We start from the raw sequence: 14,490 nt of genomic DNA, 5'->3' as shown, positions 1-14,490 counted from the left end.
CCCTATGCCCGGAGGCACAATGCAAGAAGGATACCGGCGCCATCACACCGGTATCGCATGGCGAGGCGTTACTTCTTGATGGATGCGTTCCAGAAGTACGGCCATGGAGCCGGATCAACGCCCTCGAGCTTGCCGGATTTTGCGGCCACGGCATTGAAATCGCCGATCTTCATGTAGGGTAGCTCGTCATACATGGCCTTCTGGACATCGGCCCAGAGCGCAATGCGCTTCTGCGGATCGACTTCCGAGGTGAAGGCATCAACCGTTGCCTTGCGGGCCGGGGTATCCCACCAGCCAGGCGAACTCGGCGACAGCGAACCGATCAGCGCCGGCTCCGGCAGGAACGGGCTATGGGTGATGTAGATGTCCCAGAGCTTGGGATCGGCACGGCGCTGCGTCAGCGTTGCCCAGTCGACAACCTGCAGATCGACGGCAAAGCCTGCGATCTTCAGATATTCGGCCGCCACCTGTGCCATCTTGTAATGGAACTCATATTGACGGCTTGTCAGGATGCGGATCGGTTCGCCGGCGTAGCCAGCCTTCTTGGCGCTTTCGGCAGCACCTTCAGGATCAGCCACATTGTAGTTGCCTTCGACACCTGCATCGGTGTTCCACGCATAGGGCTTCGGATAGATATCACCGTCCAGCGCGTAGAAATCCGTGCTGCCGAAGGCAGCAGCCAGCATGTCTTCCATGCTCAGCGACTGGCGGATTGCCTTGCGGATCTCGACATTGTGGGCGACGCCTTCCTTGGTGTTGAACACGAAGACCGGATAACCGAAAGGCTTCAGAATGACCGGCTGCGATGCGCTCGATCCCTTGAGCTTGTCGAAGGATTCAACCGGAATGGAATCGACGTAGTCGTATTGACCGGAAACGGCAGCTTCAACACGGGTATTGGCATCAGGCACCGGAACGAAACGGATTTCGTCGAGATACTGATGGCGGGCGCCGCCATAACCGTCACTTTCGCCATCGCGCGGCTTGTAGCCATCGAAGCGCGTTAGCTGGATGTACTGGTCGGCCTTGCGTTCCTTCAGCATGTAAGGACCAGTGCCGATGAATTCCTTCATCGGCTCATCCTGCTTGTCAGACGGGATGATGATCGCGGCCGAGTTGTTGAAGGCAAAAAGCGACGTCAGCGGTGCATAAGGCTGTTTCAGCACGATCTTGACGGTTGCCGGATCGGTGGCCGTGATCGTTTCGATGAAACCGGCCACCTGCTTGCCGCGTGATGCGATCTTTGTCCAACGGGTGAGCGAGGCAACAACGTCTTCCGAGGTCATGTCGCTGTTGTCGTGGAATTTGATGCCTGTGCGCAGTTTGATCGTATAGGTCTTACCGTCGGCACTCACCTCGGGCAGGCTTTCCGCCAGAAGCGGCGTGACGTTCCATTTGCCGTCAAACGTATAAAGCGTTTCGAAAATATGCTGGGTAACGATGCCAACCAGATCGGCGGTGGAAGACATCGGATCGAGGGTCGGAGGTTCGCCGATGGTCGCGACGTTGATCACCCCACCCTTTTCCTGAGCCATCAGTGCGGTCGGCAGGCCAACCAGGGCAGTACCGACAAGAAGTGCTAAAAGAGTCTTCATCTCATGCTCCCGTTATTTTTTGTTCCATTATTATGTTATATAAGTCTTTATAATAGAATATCGGACGAGTTGACGCTGTCAACCGGGAAAGTGAGTTCGTCTGTAGTGGACCGTACGGGCAGCGGAAATCTTGGCTGCGGCCGTGCGAAAATAGCCCGTCTTTTGCAGAGGAGGCGAGGGATTCAACGAAAACCCGTTGACAGGCGAGACCCGAAAAGCCTGTATTTCAAGGGACTAACGGCCGAACTATTGGCCTCTTGGGCATGGGCACGTCGCACAGTAATCGAGCGTTTCCAGCAGGTATCGAATGCAGCACACACGCCGCAGGCGTTTCGGCTCGCCATTTTTGACAGGATAGACGATCGGCCGGAAAAGAGGATTGCGGGTCCCATCAGCAAGGGTCGGCAGGTCAAGAAAGTCGAACGCATGCGTCAAGCCAGGTGTCGGCGACGGCAGTTGGGCCTTGCACCCACGTACCGTTCCTTCAAACAGGTTGCCCGCATTGCTCCAGAGTACGTTGCGAGACAGGCTAGAAACCTCGACAATCGCCTCAACAACCGGTGCTAGATTGTCCCTGACGATAAAATCAAAGCGCTCTTCCGACGATGTCGCACGATGGAGCCTGCCAAATGACGACAGGCGTAAGCCGATAATGTCACCATCGTCGGTCACATTGAGACCAACCCTTTCAGGCGCGAGCGACACGCACCAGTCGGCCATGATCGTGGCAGCAATCATCGGCCTGGCAACGAAGAAAAAATACCGCTTCGACCATTCGCCGGCGACAGCGATCCGGGAAGCATTCGTGCCGAAGCGACGACCGTAGTTGGAAAGTATCGCGTCGAGCCGATGAGGTTCCAGACACTCCGCGAGGGACAGGTCCTCGCGCCTCTTCCGCTGAAAAAACGAGCGAGCGCCAGTTAGCTCAGCTTGCTCGAAGAGAAGGTTTAGAATGTCCGTCCGCCGCATGGGCTTTCTAGTACCTTCAGCCGAACTGGCTGGCAATCTCACCGACCAGTCTCTGCAAGGAAGCGGTCGAACCGAAAGGCCAGACCTGCGTGCCAGTGACCCGGACATTATCTTGCACGACAATGGGAAGGACCGGCCACAATGGGGCTGAACGCAGATCCTCCGGTATCGCCTCAGCGAGAATGACCAGCGTAGTCTGCCCCTCGAGTGATGCTAATCCCTCGAGATCGATTGTGGTGAAGCCGAAAGGCTGAGGGGCTATATCAAACCCGGGAACAAAACCGATCCTCTGCATCAACATGACGGCGGCGGAATTTGGCGCAAAGATGCGCAAACGGGGAACGCCGGGAAGCGGTTGAGCCAAGACCAGTTTTTGTCCGGCAATCTTGGCAGCGTACCGGGTTCTCAGGCCTTCAATGTCCTCGTCAAACCTTGTCAGCAAGGCAGCGGCTTCCTCCGCCCGGTCCAATGCCGCACCGGCCTGAGTGACGCTGCGGTAGACGGCCGCGAGCATATCTCGATCGTCCTGATCGTCGAGGAGATGTGTCGGCGCGATATCACCAAGCGCCGATGCCAGCGATGCGTGGCGAAAACGGGAAGACAGGATAAGGTCGGGCTGCAGCTTGCGAATGGCCTCAAGGCTCGGTTGCTGCCGGCGTCCGAGATCGGCAACGGCGCCGAGCTTGTCAGTATCGACGTTCACCCAGGTTCGGTAACCGGACGGCTCTGCGCAGCCGACCGGTGAAATACCAAGCGAAAGTGCGATTTCCGTCGACGTCCATTCCAGCGTAACGACACGCGGCGGTGCGGCTGCCGAAGCCAATCGCGGCATGGCGGCCAGAGCCGCCAAGCCTGTCAGTAACGATCTTCTCCCGATCGTGGCTGTTACCATTTCACACTCACCGTGCCGACCACCGTCAATCCCTGACCGTAGTAGCACTGCGTGGTGGTGTTGCAACCGGCAACATAGTTCTTGTCGCCAAGGTTATAGCCGTTGAGCTGGAACGCGTAACGATCGTGTTCATAACGGGCGAAGGCATCCACCAGTGTATAACCCGGAACGAAAAACGAGTTTGCCGTGTCGCCAGCAGTCTTGCCGAGATGGCGTGCACCGACACCGAGTGTCAGCTTTCCATCCCATGCATCCGGCATCGGTACGTCATAGCTGACAAATAGCGACTGCTGCTGCTTTGGAACCGTGTACGGCATTTTGCCGACCTGCGATGCCGTTTCGCTTCGTGTGACCTCTGGGTCCTGCCAGCTTGCGGCAGCAGTCAGATTGACACGATCCCAGAGTGTGGCGTTGGCTTCGACTTCGATGCCGCGCACTCGCACTTCATCGGTCTGATAGTAGATGCCGGCAACGCGGTTCACGACGTTTTGCTGTGTCGCTTCGAAACCGGACAGCGTCAGGCTGAAGTCTTCGCCTGGCGGCGCATATTTGACGCCAATTTCCTTCAGCTCGCCGGTCGTTGGTTTCAGTGGCGTCGCGGCCAGAGTGAGGACCGGAGCAAAAGAGGTTGAATAAAGCGCATAAGGCGTGATGCCATTGTCAAACACGTAAGCGGCACCAACCCTGCCGGTGAAGGAACTGTTGTTGCGCCTGTACGGCGTGGTCGCCCCGCTGGCGATGACCGTGCTGTCGGAATCCGTATCGACGAAATCCTGACGCCCACCGGCAGTCAGACGGAAACCACCGATCTCGATCTGGTCCTGGAGATAGATGCCCGCTTGCCGCTGCGTCTGATCAAGATGCGTCGTCAGCGTCGCCGGGATCACACCGATGTTGTAAACCGGGTTGAAGAGGTCGAGCGTCGGGCCGGTCCGCGAGCCTGTGTCGTTGACAAGGTTCTGCCACTGCAGATCAACACCGCCAAGCAACGTATGGCTGACAGGACCTGTATCAAACTTGTATTCGAGATTGGTATCGAGTGCCGCAGCGTTCAGCGTCGGCTGGGCATTATAGACCAGACGGGAAAGCGTGCGCTGGTTGGCAGACAGTCCGTTTCCGAACAGGTTCTGGTAGTTCACGTCGAGATACGAATACCGGAAGTTCTGTCTGAGGACCAGATCGTCGCTGAACGCGTGCTCGAGACGATATCCGACATAGGCCGTTTCCTTGTCGTAGATCGCAAGCGACGGATCGCCATCAGAGAAACTGAGCGGGATGGTCAAACCCAGACTGTTCGAATAGACGCTGCCGGCGGCCGGAATGAGCGACGGCACCTGGCCTGCATCATCCTTCATGTAGGCGCCGTAGACCGTCAGGCTGGTATCCTCGTCCGGCAACCACTTGATCGTGGGGCTGATGGCGACACGATCATTCTTGCCGAAGTCGTTCATGGCATCGCTGTCGCGCAGCACACCTTGCAGACGGTAGCTCAGACCGGATTCGGTGCCGATCGGGCCGGTCGCATCGAAACCGATCTCTTTCTGATTGAAGCTGCCGAAGCGTGTGTAGAGCTCTCCACCCGCCGTATCCTGCGGGTCTTTGCTGATCATGTTGACAACACCGCCAACGTTCGTCTGGCCGAACAGCGCCGAACTCGGACCACGTAGAACCTCGACGCGGTTCAGGAAATAAGGTTCGACACGAAAGCCCGCGTAACCGCCCGTCTGGTTGGCAATCTGCGGAACCCTCAACCCATCGAGATAGAGATCGGCAGCAAATCCGCGAACCGTAAAATAATCGGAGCGTGGGTCGTTGCCATACCGCTGGCCATTGACGTTCGAGCTATAGAGCAGGCTGTCAGCCACGGTCTGCACGGCGCGATCGGTCATGGCGCCGCGCGTGATGACGGAGATGGATTGTGGTGTTTCCGCGACCGGCGTCGATGTCTTGGTTGCCGAGGCAGAGTCCTTTGCCACGTAACCACGTTGTTCAACGCGGGCACCCTTGGCCGTGGCTTTTCCCTGCACGACGATAGGATCAAGCTGCGTGGAACCGTTTGCATCCTGCGCAAAAGCTGTACCGGCCTGAACGGACATCACGCCCAGAGCAACACCCGAGGACAGAAGCAGAAGCCGAGCGAGACGAGCAGATGGCTTACGAGTTGCAAGGCCGGTGTGTTGCATTGTACGAACCTGTGATGTGAGTGCTGCCGAGACGGGCAAAGACATCGGCGTTACCCGCCGCCTCACTTGATCCCGCCGCTTTCGGCCGCTTAAGTAGACTTTTTTTATCACCATTGTCAGGTCAAAATGGATCGCAATCGGGCCACAAATTGACCCATTTGATCCTTATCGCTGATTCTGCGCCAATCAGGCCATCTTTTCCTTTTGAAAAATTCAAAGCCTGCGTCTATTGCTCGCGCGCAGTGCCGAACGTTGTCGTCATGGTATCCCGTCGCACTTGGAGACGAAATGAAACAGCCGCAGAAGGCCGTCGACCTTCAAAACGTGCCGCGTCCCGTGGCTGCCATGGCGCGTGTTTACGAAAAGAGCGTCGATTTCGGCTGGCACAGTCACCGCCGGGGCCAATTGCTGCAAATTGTCGACGGCTTCATGACCGCCCGTACGCCCGACACTTCGTTCATCATCCCGAGCGGCTATGGCCTGCTCATCACGCCGGATATTCCTCATGCGGTGCGATCGCATGGACGTGTCTCCATGCAATCCCTTTACATCGAACCGGAGCCGGGCCTGACTTTGCGCTGGGAACCGACGCGTGTCATCTCCACATCCGTTCTTCTGTCTGCAACGGTCGGCGCGTTTCTCGAACAACCGACGCTTTACGATGAAAACGGTCGCGGCGGACATCTGGCAGCTCTGATCCTCGAAGAGATTGCCAACGCGCAGGAGGGCCCTTTTGCGCTGCCAATGCCAAGCGACAAGCGGCTGCAGCGACTGTGCCGTGACCTCTCGGAAACACCGGCAATCGACCTCGACATCGATCATTGGGCAGACAATCTGGGCATGAGCCGCCGAACCATGACCCGAAAATTTCGTGTTGAAACCGGCATGAGTTTCGCAGAATGGCGACGCCGATTGCGCATGGCCCATGTCATGCGCAAGCAGGCCGAGGGTGTACGCCTTGATGAAGCAGCGGCTGATGTCGGTTATCGCAGCCTGTCTTCGCTGCGAAAAGCCATGCGCGAGGTTGCCGTTTGACGACCTCCGTTGTTCCCGCCCTGGAGGCACACGGTTTGAGTGTCGCCTATGATCGGGCCTATGCCGTACGCGATGTCGACATGCAGGCGCAACCCGGCCGCATTACCGTCATTTGCGGTGCGAACGGGTCGGGAAAAAGCACACTCCTTAAATGCCTCGCCGGACTGGAAGAGCCGACGTCCGGCAGGATCACCCTCCTCGGCCGCCCGCTTTCGGAACTGAGACGCCGCGATGTCGCCCGGCAAGTGGCCGTGATGGGACAGGCCCCAGAAATCCCGGTTGGCCTGACCGTCGAGGAACTCGTCGAGCAGGGCCGTTACCCACACCGCCCGTGGCTAGGCCGGCTCTCGGCGGATGACCGCGACATCATCGATAGTGCCATCAAGCGTGTCGACTTGCAGCAATTGCGCAAACGCCAGCTTGCGACCCTGTCTGGCGGCGAACGCCAACGTGCCTGGGTGGCCATGGCCCTGGCGCAGCAACCACGCGTGCTTTTTCTCGATGAACCGACGAGCTTCCTCGATATTCGCCATCAGGCTGAACTGCTGACATTGCTGCGCGAACTCAACCATACGGAAGGCCTGACGATCATCGCCGTACTCCATGATCTCAATCAGGTCATGGACATTGCTGATGACGTGGTGCTGATGAAAAAGGGAGAGGTTCTGGCGATAGGGCCTGTCTCGCAGGTATTGCAGACCGATCTCCTGGAGCAGGCCTTCGGCTGCAAGGTCAATCTTGTCCCGCATCCCAAAGACGCAGAACGCACCTACTGCCTGATCGACTGGATCGATGCAGCCGGTGCGTCATACAGGCCCGCCGAATGACAAAGCCGCGGGCGCCACGCGGCTCTTCCTCTCTCGAATTGCCACTCCTCTGGCTGACGAGCGTCGTGCTGTTGTTGCTTCTGGCGGCACTCGACATGCGTCTCGGAAGCAGGCTGATCGGCTGGAATGACATCATCGCCTTTCCAACACGCCCCGACACGCTGGTCCAGGCCATTCTGGAAACCAGCCGTGCTCCGAGAGTGGTCGCAGCGATCCTGACCGGTGCCGCCTTGGCGACAGCGGGGTCTGTTCTGCAAAGCGTGCTTCGAAATCCCCTTGCCGCGCCGGACATTCTTTCCGTCACCAGTGGCGCCCAGTTAATGCTGGTCATATCCACACTGCTGCTGCCAGTCGCCGTGCCGTCGATCATCGCAACGACTGGAGGCGGCCTGACTGGTGCGCTGGCCTGTATCGCGCTTGCCGGTGGTTTTCGTGCCCCACCCGGCCGGCTCGCCCTCGCAGGCGTTGCCATTTCTCTCTGCTTTGCCGCACTGTCTTCCGCCATCGTGCTTCTGGCCGACGACCGGGCGTCCGGTCTCATCCTCTGGTCATCAGGCATTCTCGACCAGACGGGATGGTCAAAGATTGTGGTCGCAGCTCCAGTGATCCTCCTGTCCTGCCTGGTATTGATGACCATCGCCCGGCCGCTTGATCTGCTTGGATTGGGCGATCAGGTTTCCGCGAGCCTCGGTCTGACGCGAACGCTGACACTGTCCGGCATCTTCGCCGGCGTGCTGTTGTCTGGTGCAGCCGTGACCCTTGCCGGCCCGATAGGCTTTATCGGCCTTGCGATCCCCAACATCCTTCGTGCACTCGGCATCACCCGCCATCGCCATCATCTGCCGCTTGCCATGATCCTGGGCGCAAACACCCTGCTGTTCGCCGACGTCGTCGTGCAGTTTTTTGCCGGTAACGGCTCTATCATTCCGACCGGTGTCGTTGTTGCCTGCTTTGGCGCACCCGTCATGCTCTTCCTCTTGCGGACCACAAGGATTGGTGCGGAGCGTCGCATAGCAACACCATCGGCGTTGCATCGTCCTTCCATGTCACTGTTGATCGGTCTTCTGGCGGCAATCGCATTGATTGGCTCGGGCGGTGCGCTGATGATCGGCGACAGCGTGTCCCTGTCGATCGCGGATATCGCCGCAAATCTCGATATTCGGGCTCCGCGCCTGCTGGTCGCCTTAGCCTGCGGCGCGTTGCTGGCGACAGCCGGCACCGTTTTACAGGCCGTGACCCGCAATCCGCTTTGCGGCCCCGAAACGCTTGGCCTCACACAGGCAGCGGCCTTGTTCAGCCTTGTCGGGCTTCTTTCCGGCTTTGTACCCGGCACGTTTCTGTTTCAGTGTGTCACACTTGGCGGTGCCTTTGCAGCCATCTTTCTTCTGCGATTGTTCGGGCCAAAGAATTCACCCGACCGGCTGATCCTGGCCGGGGTTGCCATAGCAGCAAGTTTCGGCGCGGCAGCAACCATCATCGTTGTCGAAGCGCGGCTGCAAACCGCAGAAGCCTTGTCGTGGCTGGCGGGTTCCACCCACGGTCGCGGCAACGCCGATGCGCTCTCACTTTTGCCCTGGCTCGCTTTTCTGATCACCGTGGGCATCGTCTGCAGCCGTCATCTGGACACGCTGGCGCTCGGCGATGACACGGCACGATCACTGGGCCTGCCGACCGATAAAGCGAGAGGCTGGGCGATCTTTTATGCGGCTTGCGCGGTTGGTGTTGCCGTCTCCTCCATCGGTGCGGTCAGCTTTGTCGGCCTGCTCTCTCCGCACGCCGCACGCCTCCTCGCCGGGCCACGCCATGCCCGGTGCCTGCCCGTTGCCATGGTGGTCGGTGGCGTGTTGATGGTATTTGCCGATCTTATCGGACGCAGCATCATCGCCCCCCTCGAACTCCCCGCAGGCATCGTCACAGCAGTAATCGGTGCACCGATTTTCCTGATCCTGCTGCGCCCGAGAACGCTGAGAGCTGCTTCGAACCAGACGTGATCTGATTCCAGCAACATGCTTTATCGCAACCAGATATCGGACGGGATTTAAAATCCGACAGCGTCGATCACGCAGATGCACCTTCAGCATCATTTCGGACGTTGAAAGGCGCGTGCCATAAGTTGTAGCACAAGGATTTCCACCTCTTCATTGCTATTGCGCAAATAAGTGCGCATTGGGAAATCCAGCTCACCAGAACGGCTAATCGTGCTGATAAAATTTACCGCAGCGGTCGTCCAGAAATTAGCATCGTCCGGGTGAAGCTCTAGTGGAACCCGACCCAGGGAGAAAGTCAGGAACTCTCGAACACGTGCAGGACTTGTTTCGTTCAACAATGATGAAGCTATCTCAAAGAAAGCCCGCCGAGCTATTGATACTTCAATATTTGGAAATTTGATGATTTCGGAGGGCTCAAATTGCTGGAACGAGGATTGGCGTCGGCTTGGGAAAACTACATGGCTTGCAGGATCACGAAGCCAACTTTGAAGAAGGTTTTTCAAAAGTCGATCGGATGGCAGATTTCCATATTCCAAACTCTGCACATTGATCTCAGCAACCAGTGAATATTTCCGGAGAGCAAGAGACTCCACAAGGTCCGCGCCCTTGGCGTTTAACAGCCAATAAAATTGCGAAAAGAGTTCTAACTCTGACGCCCTCTCTATTGGGTTACTGACTTGTCCCATGAAATGTCTCAAAACTATCGCTTGAAACATGTCTTCATCAGCTTCGGAGAGGCTTGATTGGTCTCGAGGAGGCATCACTTTCCAAAGCAACTGCTGCGTTAGCGCAGTCTGATCATCAAGAGGCCTATGTATTAACGCGGAAAATTGTAACAACATCTCCTCGATGGAGACCCGCAATGCCGGATCCCCGGCACGATACAATAACGACAAAGCTCTTAGTTTCTCATCACGCTGCTCATTCCACCAGAGTTTGATTGAAACGGGGCCGCCGGCTCTGTTTTGTCGACTGTATAACTCAATCGATGATGTGTTCAGTTTGGTAAGAACACCTTCGTTTGTCATAAAGATTCTGGGTAGCCAGAGTTTGTTCGACAACCCTCCAGCAGTCGTGTTGACGCCAAGTGAACGTAGAGGAACGCCCTCGGAACGGTCTGATTGGATACTTGAAAAAAATTCGAAAAATCTTGAATATTCCAGTCCAAAGCCGTGTGCAGGTCCCTCCAGCACCGGAACAACTGTATCAACGATGATTTGTTCGGCTGGCTCGGCATACAGGTGCCTAACCTCCCATATATGGGCCGCTTGGATACCAACGAACAACAGAGCGAAGAGAAGCGATCCGAATTCGATCATTGTTAACAGAGCGCCTAACACGTCCAATCTCTTCGGTATTTGCGCATTGATTTCAGCATACCGCGTTGTCCTGCTCCATATCTTCTTGCGGTCAACACCAATAACTCTGTGGATCAAACGGTTGAGTAGAAGTTTCTTTGAGCAAAACGCCAACCAGACGCGCAATGCTGCGACCGATAACAAACAACTTATACCGGCGACCATGTAGTTACTTGTCTGCGAGACGAGGGGCAGAATTGCTGCCATCAGACTTAGCACTAACAACGATAGGCCAATTTTTGCGTCGATATGCCGGGCGACGACATAAGCTGGACAAAGTGCTCTCAACGGATTGAAAACCCATGGCCATCGGCCATTTTCAAGCGCTTTTCGATGATATCGCCCGAAACTGGATTCGCCGACATCATGTGGCTGGTCATCGATTGGGACGAGCGGTATTTTTCCTTTGAAGTAAGCCTTTCGCCCTACCGCGTTGCGATGCAGAATGTCGTTACCCTGACGCGCAATGTCCGCCCATTCGAAATAGATTTGCGCAGACGCGGCACCGCACGCATCGAACAGAAAATCGCCACGCTCGGAAAACTGGACAGCGCGCTCGATTGCATTAACGACGGCCGCAATCCCGTGCCCGGCAGCGTAGTCATCCAAGCGCTTCAACTCTTGGTCCTTACACGGTGGGAACAGACCATACATTCCTCGAGCAACAGCTGCGATCAAGGCATCGTAGCTATTTAGATCCAACTCGCTGGCGGCACGATCGAAAAAGGCGGCCCAAGGACCGGCCGTCCAAAAAGCATCGCTCGGTAATTTTGTTCTTTTTTCACGGCATTCAGCGAGTAAGTCTTCTAGCGAATCGAAGAGCGTCTTTGCATCCCTCGTGTTATCGAAAGCCTCCCCTGACACTTGAGCAAATAGAGACGAATAGTCCGCTTTCCGTTGATGCCCAGTCTCTGGCGCAATTCGCTCAAGTCCATCCTCTCCCGCAACGAGAACCCGAACGTCGGGAGATGCATGGCTGGCATTTTCATGTTCACCTTGTTGTGCGGCGCCTGCGTCCTCGTCGCGAGCGGTTTGCCATTTGGCTTGCGTGATGGCGGCCGTGCGTGCTTCAACCAGCCGTTGAAAACCGACTGGGTCTTCATCCGGCCGGAAGTCACGCAATCTACGAGCGTAAGCCCTGCGAATAATACCTTCATCGTTTGTCGGATCGATTTCCAACAAAGCCCAGCAGCTTGCCGTCATAGCGGGCTGTTCCAGCCGGTTTCGAATGCATTCAATTTCTGGGTGAAGCTAGCCCGAAGCTGATCGACGTCTCGCAACGTTTGACTATTCAGGCTAGAAAGAAATTCCATAAGAATTGCCGATATCTCATCTCTACTTTCGCCAATGTGTTCCGCGTAAAGACGCTCTGCACGAGCAATGATGGCAATGTTTTCTTGCTGATCGCGGGGTGCAGTCTTGATATTGGCCAGCTCCGCAAATCGACGTTCCAGTTCTGCTTCAGACAGGCCTGATTGATTGTTGAACACCTTGCGGTGCGCCTCGCCGGTCGACATCACCCGTACCTCTACTTCGAGCGCACCGTTGACGTCATAAGTAAATCGGACACCAATCGACTGGTGACCTGCCTTGTCAGGGGGCACGGGAACTTCGATCCTGCCAATCAGGATATTTTGCGAGGGACGTAAATTTTCGCCCTGATAAACCGCCACATCAATTTTTTGTTGCCGTTCATGAACCGTCGAGTAGAACTGCTCACGGCTTTGCGGAACAGTCGCATTCCTTTCGATAATCGGCGACATGACGGCCTCTTCCAGTGTGTATGCGGCATTTTTCGCCGAAATCCCCAGCGTAAATGGGCACACATCCGTCATGATAATTTCGTCGAGTGCGCCATCGCGAGCGTGAAGAGCCGCCTGTATCGCCGCACCAATGGCGATCGCGTGATCCGGTTTTGGATGAATTAACGGAAAGCGACCGAACAGGCGTGTCACCAGATTTCTTACGAGCGGCATGCGTGACGCACCACCGACCAAAACAATCTGGTCAATGGAAGACGTCGAGACACCCGCATCTCGAATAACCCGTTCTATAGGCTTGCGCAGACGACTGATCAGTGGCTGCCAAACCTCCTCCACCTCCTGTCGCATTAGCCTGCCTTCGAGAAGCGTTTGCCTCCATTCTATGCGATATTCACATTCCGCACGGTCCGTCAGAACCTTTTTCAGGGCTGTAGCTTCTTTTAGAATTCGCTGTTTTTCAGCCGACTGTAGTGACTCGAAAGCCAGTTTATGTTTGGCTAGGATGAACCGGGATAAAGCATCGCGGAAATCATTTCCGCCCAGCAAAGAATCCCCTGACGACGCGCAGATCTCCATGACACCGTCAAACTTATGCAGCAACGACACGTCAAAAGTGCCCCCGCCAAGATCGAGTACTAAAAACTGGCCCTCAGCCGTGGCTTCCAGTCCATGCGCGAGCGCTGCGGCCGTAGGCTCGTTTATGAGCCGCGATACATTCAGTCCCGCCAAATGAGCAGCATTCAACGTTGCTTTACGTTGTGGATCGCTGAAATAGGCTGGCACAGAGATAACGACATCAGTCACTTTCTCATTCAGAAAAGCTTCAGCGTCCTCCTTGAGGCTTTTCAGAATTATCGCGGACAGCTCTTCAGCACGCCACTGTTTACCTTTGAGTTTTACCTGATGGTCAGTTCCCATCCAGCGCTTGAACGACGCAACGCTTCTTTCGGGGTGCGTTATCAGGCGATCAAGTGCTGGCTGTCCCACAATGATCGCGCCATCATCGGCCATACTGACGGCGGATGGAGTCAGGTAATCTCCCAGAGCGTTTGGAATAAGCTTTGCACTATCGCCATTCCAGTACGAAATCAGGGAATTGGACGTTCCGAGATCAATTCCTACGCGCGCCATGTGTAAAACTCTAAAACTTATGGATGAATTTGATCCGGCTTTAAAGTCTGTTCAGCTTTTCGAAAAGCTTTATTGGGCAGGCGTGGCAAGCCGCAATTGTTCTTGGTTACCAACCTGTTCATCACGTCACGGCCTGTAAGGCACCCAGACAACGATGACCGGCTCTGCAGCGAGATGCGGCCTCAACGACAGATCTCATCAGGCAGACTGGTCTTGGCTGAATACGTCTTGTGGTCGCTTCCTTTTTTGCGGCGATCCTGCTGGAGAGGGCCGGGGCGGTTTTTATTGGCGAGGTCGGCGATCGAGAAGCGGTCGAGATAGGCGCGGATGACATCGTCGGCGCCCATCACGATTTTGCAGAGTTCAGCCGTCGGATCGCGACCAGTGAGATTTTCTTCTGTCCGTGCCGAAGCGATCAGTTCGGGCTGCATTCTGGCGATGACATCGCCGAGCAGGATATCGCCGGCCGGTTGGGTGAGGGCGAGACCGCCGCGTCGCCCCCGCCGGGCTTCAATGAGCCCGGCCTGAACCAGAGATGGCACGACCTGTGCAGCAAAGCTTGCTGTCGTGCCGGCTGCACGCGCCGCCTCTACCGTGCGGATCTGCCCGCCTTTGGCATTGGCGCAGGCCGCCAGAATGGCAATCGCCACTTCGGATTCGCGTTTCAGTCGCATCTTTCTTCCTCCCTTATGCGTTCGCCGCCATCACCCCCGCCTCGACATGCCGCCGCCGAAATCGGCGGCCTGCAC

General features: G+C 56.4%; 10 protein-coding genes. 3 read left to right on the top strand and 7 right to left on the bottom strand.

All coding sequences use genetic code 11. The features are described from left to right. Positions 1 to 68: 68 nt before the first annotated feature. The 4 genes from HWX89_RS14700 to HWX89_RS14685 all read right to left on the bottom strand — a co-directional run bounded on the left by HWX89_RS14700 (position 69) and on the right by HWX89_RS14685 (position 5,684). Entirely contained in the window at positions 69 to 1,595 is a 1,527-nt protein-coding gene (locus tag HWX89_RS14700; protein ID WP_138791429.1) for an ABC transporter substrate-binding protein, read from the bottom strand. Positions 1,596 to 1,841: 246 nt separating this feature from the next. Continuing rightward, the gene (gene fhuF / locus HWX89_RS14695) at positions 1,842 to 2,564 is read right to left on the bottom strand and encodes a siderophore-iron reductase FhuF (RefSeq protein WP_138791430.1); all 723 of its coding nucleotides are present in this window, start codon (positions 2,562 to 2,564) and stop codon (positions 1,842 to 1,844) included. A gap of 16 nt (positions 2,565 to 2,580) precedes the next feature. After that, on the bottom strand, positions 2,581 to 3,456 hold the full coding sequence (locus tag HWX89_RS14690) for an ABC transporter substrate-binding protein (protein ID WP_178340774.1): 876 nt from the start codon (positions 3,454 to 3,456) through the stop codon (positions 2,581 to 2,583). Further along, the gene (locus HWX89_RS14685; RefSeq protein ID WP_353505687.1) at positions 3,450 to 5,684 is read right to left on the bottom strand and encodes a TonB-dependent siderophore receptor; all 2,235 of its coding nucleotides are present in this window, start codon (positions 5,682 to 5,684) and stop codon (positions 3,450 to 3,452) included. Before HWX89_RS14685 ends, HWX89_RS14690 begins: the two co-directional genes overlap by 7 nt. Before the next feature lie 243 nt (positions 5,685 to 5,927). On the opposite strand from HWX89_RS14685, the gene HWX89_RS14680 reads away from it, so the two are divergent. From HWX89_RS14680 to HWX89_RS14670, 3 genes are read left to right on the top strand one after another with little or no spacing between them, the layout of a single operon-like run. Beyond that, positions 5,928 to 6,674, top strand: coding sequence for an AraC family transcriptional regulator (locus HWX89_RS14680; RefSeq protein ID WP_138791431.1), 747 nt, complete (start codon positions 5,928 to 5,930; stop codon positions 6,672 to 6,674). Beyond that, on the top strand, positions 6,671 to 7,501 hold the full coding sequence (locus tag HWX89_RS14675; RefSeq protein WP_138791432.1) for an ABC transporter ATP-binding protein: 831 nt from the start codon (positions 6,671 to 6,673) through the stop codon (positions 7,499 to 7,501). The genes HWX89_RS14680 and HWX89_RS14675 overlap by 4 nt, the downstream gene beginning before the upstream one ends. Continuing rightward, positions 7,498 to 9,492: an iron ABC transporter permease gene (locus HWX89_RS14670; RefSeq protein ID WP_138791433.1), complete on the top strand. Its 1,995-nt coding sequence runs from the start codon at positions 7,498 to 7,500 to the stop codon at positions 9,490 to 9,492. Before HWX89_RS14675 ends, HWX89_RS14670 begins: the two co-directional genes overlap by 4 nt. A gap of 89 nt (positions 9,493 to 9,581) precedes the next feature. On the opposite strand, the gene HWX89_RS14665 is transcribed toward HWX89_RS14670, so the two are convergent. The 3 genes from HWX89_RS14665 to HWX89_RS14655 all read right to left on the bottom strand — a co-directional run bounded on the left by HWX89_RS14665 (position 9,582) and on the right by HWX89_RS14655 (position 14,415). Then, on the bottom strand, positions 9,582 to 12,050 hold the full coding sequence (locus HWX89_RS14665) for a hypothetical protein (protein WP_138791434.1): 2,469 nt from the start codon (positions 12,048 to 12,050) through the stop codon (positions 9,582 to 9,584). Continuing rightward, a complete protein-coding gene (locus HWX89_RS14660) occupies positions 12,047 to 13,741 on the bottom strand; it encodes a molecular chaperone HscC (protein ID WP_138791435.1) in 1,695 nt (564 codons plus the stop codon). The genes HWX89_RS14665 and HWX89_RS14660 overlap by 4 nt, the downstream gene beginning before the upstream one ends. Before the next feature lie 182 nt (positions 13,742 to 13,923). Continuing rightward, the gene (locus tag HWX89_RS14655) at positions 13,924 to 14,415 is read right to left on the bottom strand and encodes an RrF2 family transcriptional regulator (protein WP_138791436.1); all 492 of its coding nucleotides are present in this window, start codon (positions 14,413 to 14,415) and stop codon (positions 13,924 to 13,926) included. Positions 14,416 to 14,490 lie beyond the last annotated feature (75 nt).

This window comes from Rhizobium sp. RM (assembly GCF_013390595.1).
Classification (GTDB): Bacteria; Pseudomonadota; Alphaproteobacteria; order Rhizobiales; family Rhizobiaceae; genus Agrobacterium.
The sequence above is the reverse complement of the archived record's forward strand: the minus strand, read 5'-3'. Positions and strand labels throughout refer to the sequence as shown.